Origin of the sequence: Zobellella sp. DQSA1 (assembly GCF_041950555.1) — a bacterium.
In the GTDB taxonomy this organism is placed as follows: Bacteria; Pseudomonadota; Gammaproteobacteria; order Enterobacterales; family Aeromonadaceae; genus Oceanimonas.
In genome coordinates, this window is record NZ_CP169531.1 from 1,884,777 (window position 1) to 1,900,753 (window position 15,977).

The window sequence follows — 15,977 nt, forward strand, 5'->3', positions numbered from 1 at the left end:
ATATCGCGGCCCCTTCGTCATTCCCGCGCAGGCTGATTTCCCGTGTTCTGCCATGGCCCCCGCCTTCGCGGGGTGACCCTACGAGAGGCCGCCCTTTCCCGTTGTGCCCGGCCTTGCTACCATCCCGGCCTTGTCTCCCGCTTTTTTCCGTTTGCCGTTCGGGCTGCTCCGGCCGCCTGTTGGCGCTATCATGGGCCCCGGACGGAACGGTATAAGGAATCCAGATGCAGCATGACGAGGGCTTGAGGCCGGGGCTGATGGTGGTGCACGGCAACCACCTGGAGGCATTGCGCGAGCTGGCGGTGGCCTGGATGCGGCGCTATCCGCTGGCCCCGCTCGAGAACGAGGTGATACTGGTGCAGAGCAACGGCATCGCCCAGTGGCTCAAGCTGGCCCTGGCCGAGCACCGCAGCGGCGGTATCGCCGCGGCGGTGCAGGTGGAGCTGCCGGCGCGCTTTTTGTGGCAGACCTACCGCGCCGTACTCGGCAGCCACAGCATTCCGCTGCAGTCGCCGCTCGACAAGGCACCGCTCACCTGGCGGTTGATGCGGCTGCTGCCCGATCTGCTGGCGGACCCGGTGTTCGCCCCGCTGCACCGCTTCCTGCGGGACGACGCGGACGCGCGCAAGCGCTACCAGCTGGCCGAGCGGCTGGCGGATCTGTTCGACCAGTATCAGGTGTACCGGGCCGACTGGCTGGCCGCCTGGGCCGAGGGGCGGGATGAAATCATCAATATGCGCCAGGGCGCCGTGCCCCTGGACGAGGCCGTGCGCTGGCAGCCGGCCCTGTGGCGTGCCCTGCTGGCCGACGTGGGCCGGGATGAACTGGCCGGCAGCCGGGCCGGGGTGCATCCGCGCTTCGTAGCCGAGCTGCGCGAACGGGCACAGGCCCCCGCCGGGCTGCCGCGGCGGGTGATCGTGTTCGGTATCTCCTCGCTGCCGGCCCAGACCCTGGAGGCCCTGGCGGCCCTGGCGCGGTTCAGCCAGGTGCTGCTGTGCGTGCACAACCCCTGCCAGCACCACTGGGGCGACATAGTGCCGGATCAGGACCTGCTCCGGCACCAGTATCGCCGCCACCGGCGCAAGCCGGGCCAACCCCTATTGCTGAGCGACGACGATCTGCACCAGCACGCCCACCCGCTGCTGGCGGCCTGGGGCAAGCAAGGGCGGGACTATATCAACCTGCTCGACAGCTACGACGATCCCGACCACTACCGGGCCCGTTTCGACGCCATCGGCAGCCGTATCGATCTGTTCGGCGAGGGGCAGACCCACCACCTGCTCGGCCAGCTGCAGGACGACATCCTCAACCTGCGCCCGCTGGCGGAAACCCGCGGCCAGTGGCCGCCGCTGACCGGGGAGGCCGCCTCCATCCGCTTCCATCTGGCCCACAGCGCCCAGCGTGAAGTGGAGATACTGCACGATCAGCTGCTGGCGCATTTTTCCGCCGACGACAGCCTCAAGCCCCGGGAAATCATCGTGATGGTGCCGGACGTCAACGCCTACGCGCCCCATATCGAGGCGGTGTTCGGCCAGTACGGCCGCGACGATCCCCGCTACATTCCCTTTACCCTGGCGGATCAGGGCAGCCGCGGCACCGAGCCGCTGCTGATCGCCCTCGAACACCTGCTGCGGCTGCCGGAAAACCGGCTCACGGTGAGCGAGGTGCTGGATCTGCTGGATGTGCCGGCCCTGCGCGATCTGTTCGGCATCGAGGAGCAGGATCTGCCCACCCTGCACCGCTGGATCGAGGGCGCGGGCATCCGTTGGGGGCTGGACGCCCGCCGCCGGGCCGAGCTGGGCCTGCCCGCGGAGCTGGAGCAGAACACCTGGCGCTTCGGCCTGCGCCGCATGCTGCTCGGCTACGCGGTGGGGGCGGGGGAGGCCTGCCAGGGCATCGAGCCCTATGACGAAATCGGCGGCCTGGACGCGGCGCTGATTGGCCCCCTGGTACGGCTGCTGGATGCCCTGGATCGGCTGCACGGGCAACTGGCGCGGCCGCTGCCGGCCGCCGACTGGGGCGCGGTGCTGCATGGCCTGCTGAGTGATTTCTTCCTGCCCCGCCAGGAGCGGGATCAGGCATTGCTGGCGGGGCTGACCGAGGCGCTGGAGCAGTGGCAGGAGCTGTGCGCCGGAGTGGCGCTGACCGAGCCGCTGCCGCTCAACGTGGTGCGTGAGGCCTGGCTGGGCGCCCTGGATCAGGGCCGGCTCAGCCAGCGCTTCCTGGCCGGGGCGGTCAACTTCTGTACCCTGATGCCGATGCGCGCCATTCCCTTTCGCATGGTGTGCCTGCTTGGCATGAACGACGGCGACTACCCGCGCAGCCAGACCCCGCTCGACTTCGATCTGATGGCCGGGGACTACCGCCCCGGCGATCGCTCCCGGCGGGAGGACGACCGCTACCTGCTGCTGGAGGCGCTGCTGGCCGCCCGCAAGCAGCTCTACATCAGTTGGGTGGGGCGCAGTATCCGTGATAACAGCGAGCGGCCGGCTTCGGTGCTGGTGGGCCAGCTGCGCGATCATCTGGCCAACGGCTGGTCCATGGCCGACGGCCGCCCCCTGCTGGCGGCGCTGACCACCGAGCATCCGCTGCAGCCGTTCAGCCGGGACTATTTCGGCGCCGGCCCCCTGTTCAGCTATGCCCGGGAATGGGCCGAGTTGCACCGGCCCCGGGTTCCGGGCGAGGCCCAGGCCCTGCCACCCCCGGTGATCGAGGAGGCCCAGCCCCTGGAGCGGTTGCAGCACTTCCTGCGCGATCCGGTGGGCCATTTTTTCACCCAGCGGCTCAAGGTGTACCTGGACGAGGAAGCCCAGCCCCAGCTGGATGAAGAGCCGTTCCGGCTGGACGGCCTGCAGCAGTACCAGCTGAAACAGCAACTGCTGGAGCAGGCCAGCCTGGCGGCGGAGGCGCCCTTGCCGGCCCTGGCGCAGGCCGCCCGCCGGCTGCAGGGCAACGGTGTACTGCCCCTGGCGGGCTTCGGTGAGCGCCTGTGCCAGCAGCTGCTCGCACCCCTGCCCGAACAGTTGCAGCGGTTCCAGGATCTGTGCCGGTACTGGCCAGAGCGGCTGGACTCGCCGCTGCCGGTGCAACTGGCCCACGCCGGGATCGAGCTGCAAGGCTGGCTCGGCGGCCTGTACCGGGCCGGCGGGCGGCTGGCGCGCATCGAGCTGCAACCCGGCACCCTGCTGCGCAAAACCGGGCCCAAGTGGCACCGAGTATTGCGGCCCTTCGTGGCCCAGGTGGCGGCGGCCGCCGCCGGCATCGAGTTGACCACCTTGCTGGTGGGGGAGGACGAAACCCTGCATTTCCCCCCCCTGGCGCGGGACGAGGCCGAGGCCATCATGCGGGACTGGCTGGAGGCCTGGCGCGCCGGGCAGGCGGCGCCGCTGCCGGTGGCGCTCAACACCGCCATGGCCTGGCTGGGCCAGCAGGACGAGGCCAAGGCCGAGGCCGCCGCCCGCCTGGCCTATGAGGGCGACGGCTACAACAGCCCGGGCGAGTGCGGCCAGCATGCCGCCCTGGCGCGGCAGTTTCCCGACTTTGCCGCGCTTGGCGCCGACGGCGGCTTTGCCGCCTGGAGCCGGATGCTGTACCAACCCTTGCTGGACCATCAACCCGAGCCGCTGGAGGCCGACGCATGAGCCCCTTACCAACCCGCCCGCTGGCGCTGCGCTTCGTGCTGCACGGCAGCCGCCTGATCGAGGCCAGCGCCGGCACCGGCAAGACCTTTACCATTTCCGCCCTCTACCTGCGGCTGGTGCTGGGCCACGGCGGCGACGCCGGCTTCGCCCGCGAGCTGCTGCCACCGGAGATCCTGGTGGTGACCTTTACCGACGCCGCCACCCGCGAGCTGCGCGATCGCATTCGCGCCCGGCTGGTGGAGGCGGCGGCGGTGTTCCGCGCGGAGCAGGCCGGCGATCCGTTGCTGCAGGCGCTGCGCGACGATTTCGCCCCCGAACGCTGGCCGGCCTGCGCCCGTCGGCTCGACATCGCCGCCCAGTGGATGGACGAGGCGGCGGTGTCCACCATCCACGGCTGGTGCCAGCGCATGCTGCGCGAGCACGCCTTCGACAGCGGCAGCCTCTTTACCCAGACCCTGGAAACCGATCACGGCGAACTGCTGGCCGAGGTGGCGCGCGACTACTGGCGGCGCCAGTGCTACCCGCTGGCGGGCGAGGCGCTCGACTGGGTGATGGCGCACTGGCAGGCGCCGGATGTGCTGCTGGGCGAGGTCCGTCCGCTGCTGGGCGAGCAGGATGAGGCCGGCGGCGAGCTGGGCGAACTGCTGGCGCGCTCCCTTGGGGAGCAGGCCGAGGCGCTGGCGGCGCTCAAGGCGCCCTGGAGCGTCTGGCTGGAAGAAATTGATGGCATATTGCAATCGGCGATAGCGGCAAAACAGGTGCACGGCAAATGGTTACAAGCCAAGCGAACCGGCGGTTGGCTGGCTGCCATACGCGATTGGCTCAATAGTGATGAGGTTGAACTTTCGCTCAGCGAGGCGGCTATTTATCGTCTGACGCCTGAGGGAATAGCGGAAGCCTGGAAAGTCGGGAGCGCACCGTCACACCCCGCTTTTACGGCTATGCAGACGTTGCCCGGACAGCTTTCTGCCCTTGCCGCTCCGCTCGAGGCACCCCGCCGCCACGCCGCCGCCTGGATCCGCCGCCGCTTCGACGAGGAAAAGCGCCGCCGGGCCGAAATGGGCTTCGACGACATGCTGTCCCGGCTGGACGAGGCGTTACAGGGGGAGAACGGCGATCGCCTGGCCGAGGTGATCCGCCGCCAGTTTCCGGTGGCCTTGATCGACGAATTCCAGGACACGGATCCGCTGCAGTACCGCATTTTCGACCGCATCTACCGGCTGGCGGAAAACGACCCCGCGTGCGGCCTCTTCCTGATCGGCGATCCCAAGCAGGCGATCTACGCCTTTCGCGGCGCCGATATCCACACCTATCTGGCGGCGCGCCGGGCCACCGACGGCCGCCACGACAGCCTGGACACCAACTTCCGCTCCGCCGCCGCCATGGTCGACGCGGTCAACCGGGTGTTCGAGCTGGCGGAGCGGCGCGAGCCGGGGCAGGGCGCCTTCCTGTTCCGCACCGCCGGCGACAACCCGCTGCCCTTCCTGCCGGTGCGGGCCCATGGCCGCCAGGAGCGCTGGCAGCTCGACGGCGAGCCCGGGCCGGCGCTGACCTGCTGGCAACTGGAGCAGGACGAGCCGCTGTCGGGCGGCGCCTACCGCGCCGAGATGGCGGCCCGGGCGGCGAGCGAGATCACCCGCCTGCTGAGCCTGGGCCGGGAGGGACGCGCCGGTTTTGCCGGCGACCCGGCCTTCACCCCGCTGCGGCCGAGCGATATCGCCGTGCTGGTGCGGGATTTCAAGGAAGCCGAAGCCATTCGCGGCGAGCTGGCCGCCCGGGGCGTGCGCAGCGTCTATCTGTCCGACAAGGATTCCATTTTCGACAGCCGTGAGGCGCGGGATCTGCTGCTGTGGCTGCGCGCCTGCGCCGAGCCGGAGCAGGATCGCCGGTTGCGGGCGGCCCTGGCCAGCCGCAGCCTGGGGCTGGCGTTGCACGAGCTGGAGCAGCTCAACCAGGACGAGCGCAGCTGGGAGCGGCGGGTGATGCAGTTTCGCGGCTACCGGCAGCGCTGGCAGCGTCAGGGCGTGCTGCCCATGGTGCATCAGCTGCTGCACGACTTCGCCCTGCCGGGGCGGCTGATGCTCCGGGCCGACGGCGAGCGGGCCCTGACCAACCTGCTGCACCTGGCCGAGCTGATGCAGCAGGCCGCCGCCGGCCTGGACGGCGAGCAGGCGCTGATCCGTCACCTGGCGGAGCTGGTCGGCGGCCAGGGCCAGGCGGCGGATGAGCAGGTGCTGCGGCTGGAAAGCGACGCCGCCCTGGTGCGGGTGGTGACCATCCACAAGTCCAAGGGGCTGGAATACCCGCTGGTGTTCCTGCCCTTTATCTGCTCTTTCCGCGAGGCCGGCAAGGGGCGGCCGGTGCAGTTGCACGACGGCGCCCGCCGTCGACTGGTGCTGACCCCGGACGAGGACGAGCTGGCCCTGGCCGACCGCGAGCGGCTGGGGGAGGATCTGCGGCTGCTGTACGTGGCGCTGACCCGTGCCCGCCACGCCTGCTGGCTGGGGCTGGCCGATCTCAAGGTCGGCAACGCCAGGGCCTCGCGCCTGCACCGGTCGGCGCTCGGCTATCTGCTCGGGGGCGGTGTTGAGCTGCCCGCCAGCGCCGCCCTGGGCGACTGGCTGCGCCCGCTGGCGACGGCAAACGATACGGTGGTGGTGCCGGCCCCGGCGAGCAGCGGGCAGATCCTGCCGGCCGCGACCGGGGCGGCACAGGAACTGCGCTGGCGCACACCCGGGCGCGCCGCCGCCGAGCACTGGTGGATTGCCTCCTACAGTGCCCTGCGCACCGGCGAACAGGGCGGAGCGGTACCGGCCCGGCGCTTCGAGGACGCGGCGCCGGAAAACCCGGCGGCGGCCAAGGTGGCGGACGACGAGCGGGAGGCGGTGTTCGTGCCGCTGCGCCCGGGTGAAACACCGACCCTGCACCGCTTTCCGCGCGGGCCCAACCCGGGCACCTTCCTGCACGGCCTGCTGGAGCTGGCCGGGCGCGAGGGCTTTGCCGGCGATCCGGCCGGGCTGCGCGAGCAGCTTGCCCGCCGCTGCCAGCTGCGCGGCCTCACCGAGTGGATAACCCCCCTCGGCGACTGGCTGCAGCGCCTGCTGCAGGCGCCCCTGACCGAGGACGGCGCCACCCTGGCCGGGCTGTCGGCCTGGCAGCCGGAGCTGGAGTTCTGGCTGGAGGTCAGCCGGGTAGAAGTGCGCCGCATCGACGAGCTGGCGCAGGCGGCGGTGCTGCCCGGCCAGCCCCGGCCGGCGCTGTTGCCGGACCGGCTCAACGGCATGCTCAAAGGCTTTATCGACCTGGTGTTCGAGCACGATGGCCGCTATTTCGTGGTGGACTACAAGTCCAACTGGCTGGGCGCCGGGGAGGGGGCCTATACCCAGGAGGCGATGCAGGCCCAGGTGCTGAAACACCGCTACGATCTGCAGTACCTGCTCTACCTGCTGGCGTTGCACCGCCAGCTCCGGCTGCGCCTGCCCGACTATGACTACGACCGCCACCTGGGTGGCGCCCTCTACCTGTTCGTGCGCAGTCCCGGCGCCGTTTACCGCCACAAGCCGCCGCGCGAACTGATCGAATCCCTCGACGCCCTGTTCCGGGGCGAAGAGCCGCAGGAGACCGCCGCATGACCTCGACCGAGATGATCACCGAGCCGGCCCTGCTGCGGCGGGAGGAGATGCTGGCCCTGCTCGATGCCTGGGTGGCGCGCGGCTGGCTGCGGGCCCTGGACCGGGCCCTGGCCGGCTTTTTTCTCGAACTGGATCCGGACGCCTCGCCCCTGCTGCTGCTGGCGGCGGCCCTGGCCAGCCACCAGCTCGGCCAGGGTCACGTTTGCCTGGATCTGGCCGCCACCCTCGACAATCCCGACTTCGCCCTGTCGCTGCCGCCGGAAGGGGAAGCGGCGGACGCCGGCCGGCTGCCTTCCCAACTGCTGGCCGGGGTGAGCCTGGCCGTCTGGCTGGCGGCACTGACCCCCAGTCCCCTGGTGGCCGGCGCCGGGGGCGATGCAGCGACGCCGCTGGTGCTCGATGGCGAGCGGCTCTACCTGCGCCGCTACTGGCGTTACGAACAGTCGGTGGCATCGGCCCTGGCGGCGCGGTTGCGCCGGGAGCCGCCTTTGCCGGACGCGCTGGCGGCGCGGCTGGACCGGCTCTTTCCCGAGCCGCTGGTGGTGGCGGGGGAACGGCTGACCGACTGGCAGAAGCTGGCCTGCGCCCTGGCGGTGAGGGGCAATTTCGCGCTGATCACCGGCGGCCCCGGCACCGGCAAGACCACCACAGTGGTGCGGCTGCTGGCCTTGTTGCAGGAGTCGGCCGGTGAGCGGCCGCTGCGCATCCGGCTGGCGGCCCCCACCGGCAAGGCGGCGGCCCGGCTGACCGAGTCCATCGGCGGCCAGGTGGCGTCGCTGCCGGTAAGCGAGGTGGTGCGCGCCCAGATCCCGAGCGAGGTGACCACCCTGCACCGGCTGCTCGGCAGCCTGCCGGCCAGCCGCCATTTCCGTCACCATGCCGGCAACCCGCTGCCGCTGGACGTGCTGGTGGTGGACGAGGCCTCGATGATCGATCTGGAGATGATGGCCTGCCTGCTGGCGGCGCTGCCGCCCCATGCCCGCCTGATCCTGCTGGGCGACAAGGATCAGCTTGCCTCGGTGGAAGCCGGCGCCCTGCTCGGCGACCTGTGCCGGGACGCGGAGCGCGGCCGCTACGATCCGGCGCTGGTCGGCTGGCTGGAGCAGGTCAGCGGCGAGTCCGTGACCGATCCGGCGCTGGTGCCGGGCAGCAGGGAGCGGCATCCGCTGGCCCAGCGCACCCTGATGCTGCGCTATTCCCGCCGCTTCGGCGCGGGCTCCGGCATCGGCCGCCTGGCCCGGGCGGTGAACGAGCAGGACACGGCGACGGCCCGCGCCATACTGGCCGAGGCCGGTGAGGATCTGCACCTGCGGCGGCTGCGCGGCGAGCAGGACTCGGGATTGGATACCCTGCTGCAGCGCGGCCGGGGCCAGGCCCGGGGTTACGGCCATTACCTGAGGGTGATGACGGCGGCGCGCCCGGCCGCCGACTGCCCACCGGAGGACCCGGCCTGGGAGCGCTGGGCGGCCGCGGTGCTCGCCGCCTTCGACGAGTTCCGCCTGCTGTGCGCGGTGCGCAAGGGGCCCTGGGGGGTGGAAGGGCTCAACCTGCGCATCGCGGCGCTGCTGCACCGGCGCGGCCTGCTGGAAGGGGAGCAGGGTTGGTACGAGGGGCGCCCGGTGCTGGTGACCCGCAACGACTACAGCCTGGGGCTGATGAACGGCGACATCGGCATCGCCCTGCGCCTGCCCGACGAGCCCGGCCGCCCGGTGCTGCGGGTGGCCTTTCCCCGCAACGACGGCTCCGGCGGCCTGAAGTTCATCCTGCCCAGCCGGCTGGGTGCGGTGGAGACGGTGTTCGCCATGACGGTGCACAAGTCCCAGGGCTCGGAGTTCGCCCACACCGCCCTGATCCTGCCGGAAACCCTCAACCCGGTGCTGACCAAGGAGCTGCTCTACACCGGCATCACCCGGGCCCGCCACTGGTTCAGCCTGCTGGAAAGCCGGCCCTCGGTGTTCGACGAGGCGGTGAAACGCCGGGTAGAGCGGCGCAGCGGCCTGCTGGCCGGCCTGCAGGGCGAGGCGTGAGAGAGCCGGATGCCACTCATGCTTTTTACCCTGTCACCCCCGCGCAGGCGGGGGTCTTAAGGGCACGCTGGGCGTGGAGCCTGCTCGGCTCGGTGCTACCTCCTCCCCGGGGGAGCTGGCCAGAATGAAAAGGAAAGAGTGATATGCAACTGCAAACGGCAACGATGGACGATCTAGCCCTGATCGGCGGCTGGTTCGACAGCCCCGCCGCGCTCACCCTCTGGGGCGGCCCCCGGCTTGGCTATCCGCCCGAACCGGGCCGGCTGGCCCGGGAGATGGACTGGCCCGAGGCGGAGAACCTGCTGTGGCGAAAACGGGGGGAGCCGGTGGCCTTTGTGCAGCTGTTCCGGCGCGAGTCGCGTCGGCATATCGCCCGCCTGGCGGTGTCGCCCCCGGCCCGGGGGCAGGGCCTGGCCCGGATGCTGCTGGCCGAGCTGTTCCAGCGTTGCCCGGGGGAGGATTTTTCCCTGGCGGTTTATCGGGATAATCTCCGGGCCCTGCGGCTGTACCGGGAGCTGGGCTTCGTCGAGTCCGGTACCGTCGACGCTGTGCCCGACTGCCTGATGATGGTGCGCCGCCATGGCGACGATTAAACGGCCGGTCCCGGCTGCGCTGGCGGATCCCTTCTACTACCTGGCCAATGCCCGCATCCTGGTGGACTGGGTGCGGGACCACCACGGCGATCTGCTGCTGGACGAGGAAAAGTCGCAGCTGACCGCCTGGCTCGGCGCCGGACGCGAAGCCCGGGCCCTGCTGGTGCGCATGGTGATGCGCCAGGGCGAGCATTTTCGCCTGAGCCGGCTGCGCTATGGGGAGATAGGAGATCCGGCCCCCGCCGGGGGTGAGCTGGTGTCGCTGGGGCTGGTGTACGATGGGGCGGCCATCCCGGTGGAGGAACTGAGCCGGCTGCTCAGCCTGATCGAGCTGAACCACTGTTTTGCCGGCGCCTTCGCCGGGGCCGGGCTGGCCCGCGCCACCAAGGGGGTGAAGCGGGACTGGCTCTGCTCCCGGCCCGAGTATGCCACGCCGCGGCCCTTTGCCGACTGGTGGCCCGCCAGCCACGACCGCCTGCTGAGCCTCGCCTGCATGCCCCTGTTCGAGCGGCTGCGGCTGATGTTCTTCGGCAACCTGCACCAGGATTGGTCCGAATTCGTGCTCACCGAGCTGGGCAACCAGCGCTACGAAACCGTGCCCTTCACGCCCGAGTCACGCGCCTTCCATCACCGCGCCGAGGTGGATCATTACCTGGCCCTGTACCATCTGCGCCGGCGGCTGGAAGAGGGCGAAGCGCCGGCCACCTTACTGGAAACCTTGCCTGCCCCGCTCGATAACGACTGGCTGGCGGCTCGCCGGGCCAAACTGATGTACCAGCTGGCCCGGGCGGCGGAAAAGGCCGGCGACGGCGATACTGCCCTTCGGGCCTATCGCCACAGCGGTGATCACCAGGCCCGGGTGCGCCAGGCCCGGCTGCTCGAACGCCGGGGCGACCATGGCGATGCCTTTGCCCTGGCGCAGGCAGGGCTGGCGTGGCCCCGGGACGAGGCCGAGCTGCAGGGCATGGCACGGTTGTACCGCCGGCTTTACAAAAAGGTGGGCGCCCCGGCGCCGGCACCCGTCACCGAGGCTGCCACCCTTGCCCGCACCCTGACGCTGCCGGCGTCGGAGGAGCGAGTAGAACTGGCGGCGGCCAAGGCTCTGGCCGGTCCGGACGCGCCCGTGTATTACGTGGAAAACCACCTGTTCAACGGCCTGCTGGCGCTGCTGTGCTGGGAAGCGCTGTACGCGCCCCTGCCCGGGGCCTTCTTCCATCCCTTCCATGCCGGACCGGCGGATCTGTTTCGGCCCGGTTTTGCCGAGCGGCGGCAGGATTTGCTCGCCGCCTGCCTGGCCCGGCTGGAGGACGGCAGCTATCGGACCGCCATCCTGGCGCGCTACCGGCAGAAGCAGGGCATCAGCTGCCCGCTGCTGGCCTGGCCGGCGCTGTCCGAGCCCCTGCTGGAGCGGGCGCTGGGCTGCATACCGCCGGCGCATCTCAGCGCCATCTTTACCCGCCTGCTGTCGGATCTGCGCGGCCACGGCAGCGGCCTGCCGGATCTGATCCGCTTCCTGCCGGACGGGGATTATGAGCTGGTCGAGGTCAAGGGTCCGGGGGATCGGCTGCAGGACAACCAGCGCCGCTGGCTGGCGTTTTTCCACCGGCAGAGCATTGCCGCCTCGGTCTGCCAGGTGCGCTGGTTGCCTTAGCCAGCGCCCCTTTCACCTATATTGAAAGCAGTTTATCACCAGGAGGCGGCATGAATAGGGTGGAACAACTGGCACGGCTCAACGCCGAAACGGAAGACGATGGCCCGGCCCTGGCGTTGTTGGCCGATGCCCTGACGGCCGGGGAGCGGGGCGACTACCCGGTGGCGGCGTGGCTGACGGACGCCTCGGGCCGGATCTGGGCGAAGGGGCAGAACCGGGTGTTCAGCGGCGGTTTTTGCTCGGCGGCCCACGCGGAGATGCAGGCGCTGGATGTCCTGGAAGCACGGTCCGATCGTCCGCCGCCGCCCTTGTTGCGACTCTGGGTGAGCCTGGAGCCTTGTCCCATGTGCCTGACCCGGGCTCTGTACGCGGGAGTGGGTGAGATCGTCTACCTGGTGGAGGACGAGGCCGGCGGCATGGTGCACCGCCGTGACCAGCTGCCACCGGCCCTGCTTGAGCTGGTCCGCCGGGTTCGCTGTCGCCCGGCCCGGCTCAGTTGGGCGGTGGCGCGTTTCGCCGGGGAACTGGCCCGGGCATCCCGGGCCGAACTCAGGGCGGCCCTGCTGGCTGGTTCAGGCCCGCGACCCCAGTGAAACTCAGCTGCTCCCTGGCCTCGGCAGAGCTAGCTGGTCTGCCGGGCCTTCAGGGCCGGCTCCAGCTCGGCCAGCTTTTGCTCCAGCGCCGGCAGGGTCCGGGACGCGGCGTCCAGTTCGCCATTACGGGCCAGGGTTTCCAGCGCCAGGGCGGTTTCCGCCAGGGCGCTGCCGCCTACTACCAGGGCCGAGCCCTTGAGGGTATGGGCCGCCCGGCGCAGCTCGGCGGCGTCTCCTCGCGCCAGGGCCTCGCTCATGGCCCGCATCAGGCCGGGCGCCTCCTGCAGGAAGAGCCCTGCCATCTCCGCCAGCAGGGCGGCGTTGCCTTCCAGCCGGGCCAGGGCGTCGTCCCAGTCCAGGATGGCGGTGCTGTCGGTTGCTTCGGGCGGCTCGTGCCGCTGCGCGACCATGGCCGTCTTCTGCTCTACCGCCTCGTACAGTTCGGCGGCGCGGAACGGCTTGGTGACGTAGTCGTCCATGCCGGCGGCCAGGCAGCGCTCCCGGTCTTCCTTGGTGGCGCTGGCGGTCATGGCGATGATGGGCACATGGCCGCCGCCGTCTGCCTCCCGGGCACGGATGGCCCGGGTAGCGGCCAGGCCGTCCATCACCGGCATATGAATGTCCATCAGCACCACGTCGAAGGGGGCCTGGGCTACGGCGACTACGGCTTCCTCCCCGTTTTGGGCCAGTACCACCTGGTGGCCCCGCTGGCGCAGCAGGTCCATGGCGACCCGCTGGTTGGTGAGCCCGTCTTCCACCAGCAGCACCCGCCGCGCCTGCGGCCGGGCTACCGCCTGTTCGGGGGACGGTGGAACCTCGGCCAGCACGGTGCCGAGGGCCTCGCCCACGGCGTTGAGCAGTTCCGACTGCTTCACCGGTTTCATCAATTGGCGGGAGATGCGCAACTGGCGGCGCAGGGCGGTGTCGCCCGAGTAGCCCCCCGAGGACAGCATCAGGATGCAGAGACCGGCCTGGGCCGGCCGCTCGCGGATCCGGGCGGCCAGCTCGAAGCCGTCCATGCCCGGCATCATGACATCGAGCAGGGCCAGGGGGAAGGGGTCATCCTGGCTCTGGTCGAGCAGGGCCAGGGCTTGCATGGCGCTGTGGGCCAGCACCGGCCGCATGCCCCAATTCTGTAGTATTTCCTCGAGGATCATGCGGTTGGTGTGGTTGTCGTCGACCACCAGCACCCTGAGCCCCTGCAAGGCGGGGGGAGCGGTGAGGGGCTCGCTGCGTTCCGTCGCCAGGCCGAAGTCGGCCTCGAAGGAGAAACGGCTGCCCCGGCCACCGGGGCCGCCGTCGACCCGGATGTTGCCACCCATCATGTCCACCAGCTGGGCGGCGATGGACAGGCCCAGCCCGGTGCCGCCGCTCTGGCGGGTGGTGGAGCCGTCGGCCTGGGCGAAGGCCTCGAAGATGCGCCCCTGCTGATCCTCGGGAATGCCGATGCCGGTGTCGCGCACCTCGAAATACAGGCGAATACGTGCCTGATGGCGACTTTTAAGCTTAAGATCGACCACAATTTCGCCGATTTCGGTGAATTTGATGGCGTTGCCCACCAGGTTGACCACCACCTGGCGCAGCCGCACCGGGTCGCCCACCAGCCGATCCGGGATGTCGGCGGGAATGTGCACCGCCAGCTCCAGACCTTTCTCGTCGGCGCGCAGGGCCAGGGTCTGCAGGGTGTCGCCCAGGGTATCGCGCAGCTGGAAAGGCAGGGCATCGAGCTCCAGCCGGCCCGCCTCTATCTTGGAGAAGTCGAGGATGTCGTTGATAAGGCCAAGCAGGGTGTCCGCCGACTTCTCGATGATGACCAGGTATTCGCTCTGCTGCTCGGTCAGCTCGGTGCGGGCCAGCAGTTCGGCCACGCCGATCACGCCGTTCATGGGGGTGCGGATCTCGTGGCTCATGTTGGCCAGGAACTCGCTCTTGGCCAGGCTGGCCTGCTCTGCCAGATCCCGCGCCCGCTGCAGCTCCACCTGGGAGCGGCGCAATTGCTCGGTGGTGGCCTGCAGCTCCTGGGTGCGTTCGGCCACCAGTTCCTCCAGGTGGTGGCGGTGGTGTTCCAGCTCGGTGACATCGGTGTACACCGCCACATAGCCGCCGTCCCCGGTGCGGTGCTCGCTCACCTGGATGGCGAGGCCGTCGCTGCGGGTGAAAAGGTAGGGCCCCTTGGGATTCCGGTGCCGCTCGAGCCGCTCGGCTATCCACTGCTCGCCCGAGGCATAGCCCAGCGGGACGCGGCCCTTGGCGGCCATGTCCCGCAGCAGCGCCTCGAATTCCATGCCCACCGCCACCAGATCGTTGGGCAGGACGAAGTGCTCCTTGAAGCGGGAATTGAACAGCACCAGGCGGTCGTCGGCGTCGTACAGGGTGAAGCCTTCGGCGATGGACTCGATGGCCTCGGTCAGTTGATCCCGGGCCGACTCGGCCCGGCGCTGGGCTTCCTCGGTCAGCCTTACCTGCCGCTCGAGATCCTCGCGCTGCTCCTCCAGCTCGGTGATGTCGGTGTAGATGGCGACCACGCCGCCGTCCCTGGTGCGGCGTTCGCTGACCCGCAGTTGCAGGCCGTCGGTCCGCTTGAGCTTGAACGGCGGTCCCGGATTGCGCCGTTGCGCCAGGCGCCATTCGAACCATTGCTGGCCGTTGTCCTCGCCGAACTCGAGCAGGCGCCGGTCCACCACTGCCTGGATCAGATCCCGGAAGGGCATGCCCTCTTGCACTATGTCGGGCGCGGCGGAGTAGTCGCGAAAACGGGAGTTGAAGGCCACCAGGCGATCGTCGGCATCGTACAGGGTAAAGCCCTCGGAGATGGACTCGATGGCCTCGGTCAGTTGCTGGTGGGCGGCTTCGGCCCTGGTCTGTAGCCGGCGGGTTTCCTGGTACTGCTGGGCCAGCTCCAGCTCGGCCTGGCGGCGGGCGGTGATGTCGGTGATAAAGCCTTCCAGCAGTTGCAGCCGGCCGGCCTCGTCGAACACCCCGCAGCCCTGCTCCCACACCCACTTTTCCTCGCCGCCGCGGCAGTGGATACGGTATTCGAACTGATAGGGATGACGCGCCGCTATCGCCTGCTGTACCTGTTGCCACAGGGTGTCGCGGTCGTCGGGGTGAACCAGTTCGGCATAATAGGGCCGGCCGGCGGTGAGCTCTTCCGGCGCATAGCCGGTCAGGGCCCGGCAACCCTGGCTCAGGAAGGTCATGGTCCACTGAGGGTCATTCAGACCCCGGTAGGCGATACCGGGCAGGTTGGCCATCAGGGTAGCCAGCCGGCGCTGGCTTTCCTGCAGTTCGCGGGCGGCGTGCTCCCGTTCCATCACCCGGCCCAGTTGGGTGCCGATCTGGGCCATCAGCTCGAGCAGCGGTGGATCCGGCTCCTGCACCCGGTCGGAGAAGAATTCCAGCACCGCCACCACCCGGCTGCCGGACAGCACCGGGAAGGCGGCGCCGGCGCGAACCCCGGTATCCTGCCTCTGATGGGTGCGCTGAAAGCCCGGGTCCTGGGTCACGTCCGGGATCCAGGCGGGCTCGCCGCGTTTCAACACCCGCTCCGGCAGGCCCATGCTGGAGCCATAGCGGCTGGCCTCGGTAATCTCCTTGAACAGGCGGAAGCGCTCGCCGTCGCCCAGGTGCCAGAGCCGGGTCGACACCAGGCCGTCCTCGTTCTCGGACGGGTACCAGGCGTGCCCCAGGGGCCAGCCGGTATGGGCGCAGACCAGGTCTAGGGCGGTCTGCATTGCTTCGTCCACGCTACGGGCCTCGTTGGCGGCCCGGGTGATCAACTGGTTGAGGCGCAGCAGGCGGCTTTCGGTGCGGCGGTGGGCCATGGTGTCGCCTCCAGGT

7 protein-coding genes are annotated in these 15,977 nt (G+C 70.0%); 6 read left to right on the top strand and 1 reads right to left on the bottom strand.

Going from position 1 to position 15,977, the window contains the following annotated elements; translation table 11 throughout:
- The first annotated feature begins 224 nt into the window (after positions 1 to 224).
- The 6 genes from recC to ACEVBK_RS09115 all read left to right on the top strand — a co-directional run bounded on the left by recC (position 225) and on the right by ACEVBK_RS09115 (position 12,137).
- Positions 225 to 3,641, top strand: a complete 3,417-nt coding sequence (gene recC / locus ACEVBK_RS09090) for an exodeoxyribonuclease V subunit gamma (protein WP_375058279.1) — start codon at positions 225 to 227, stop codon at positions 3,639 to 3,641.
- Positions 3,638 to 7,273 carry an exodeoxyribonuclease V subunit beta gene (recB, locus tag ACEVBK_RS09095; RefSeq protein ID WP_375058280.1) on the top strand — a complete coding sequence of 1,212 codons (3,636 nt, stop codon included), beginning with the start codon at positions 3,638 to 3,640 and terminating at the stop codon, positions 7,271 to 7,273. Before recC ends, recB begins: the two co-directional genes overlap by 4 nt.
- Positions 7,270 to 9,300 (top strand): exodeoxyribonuclease V subunit alpha, encoded by a 2,031-nt coding sequence (recD, locus tag ACEVBK_RS09100; protein WP_375058281.1) that lies wholly within the window; start codon positions 7,270 to 7,272, stop codon positions 9,298 to 9,300. The genes recB and recD overlap by 4 nt, the downstream gene beginning before the upstream one ends.
- A gap of 143 nt (positions 9,301 to 9,443) precedes the next feature.
- Complete coding sequence (locus ACEVBK_RS09105; protein ID WP_375058282.1) at positions 9,444 to 9,893, top strand: GNAT family N-acetyltransferase; 450 nt, start codon at positions 9,444 to 9,446, stop codon at positions 9,891 to 9,893.
- Positions 9,880 to 11,544, top strand: coding sequence for a VRR-NUC domain-containing protein (locus ACEVBK_RS09110; protein WP_375058283.1), 1,665 nt, complete (start codon positions 9,880 to 9,882; stop codon positions 11,542 to 11,544). The genes ACEVBK_RS09105 and ACEVBK_RS09110 overlap by 14 nt, the downstream gene beginning before the upstream one ends.
- Before the next feature lie 50 nt (positions 11,545 to 11,594).
- On the top strand, positions 11,595 to 12,137 hold the full coding sequence (locus tag ACEVBK_RS09115) for a deaminase (RefSeq protein WP_375058284.1): 543 nt from the start codon (positions 11,595 to 11,597) through the stop codon (positions 12,135 to 12,137).
- Positions 12,138 to 12,166: 29 nt separating this feature from the next.
- On the opposite strand, the gene ACEVBK_RS09120 is transcribed toward ACEVBK_RS09115, so the two are convergent.
- Positions 12,167 to 15,961 (bottom strand): response regulator, encoded by a 3,795-nt coding sequence (locus ACEVBK_RS09120; protein ID WP_375058285.1) that lies wholly within the window; start codon positions 15,959 to 15,961, stop codon positions 12,167 to 12,169.
- Positions 15,962 to 15,977 lie beyond the last annotated feature (16 nt).

Bases quoted from the DNA above. Each gene is read 5' to 3' on its own strand.
- recC (WP_375058279.1), top strand. From the start codon at position 225: ATGCAGCATGACGAGGGCTTGAGGCCGGGGCTGATGGTGGTGCACGGC.
- recB (WP_375058280.1), top strand. From the start codon at position 3,638: ATGAGCCCCTTACCAACCCGCCCGCTGGCGCTGCGCTTCGTGCTGCAC.
- recD (WP_375058281.1), top strand. From the start codon at position 7,270: ATGACCTCGACCGAGATGATCACCGAGCCGGCCCTGCTGCGGCGGGAG.
- ACEVBK_RS09105 (WP_375058282.1), top strand. From the start codon at position 9,444: ATGCAACTGCAAACGGCAACGATGGACGATCTAGCCCTGATCGGCGGC.
- ACEVBK_RS09110 (WP_375058283.1), top strand. From the start codon at position 9,880: ATGGCGACGATTAAACGGCCGGTCCCGGCTGCGCTGGCGGATCCCTTC.
- ACEVBK_RS09115 (WP_375058284.1), top strand. From the start codon at position 11,595: ATGAATAGGGTGGAACAACTGGCACGGCTCAACGCCGAAACGGAAGAC.
- ACEVBK_RS09120 (WP_375058285.1), bottom strand. From the start codon at position 15,961: ATGGCCCACCGCCGCACCGAAAGCCGCCTGCTGCGCCTCAACCAGTTG.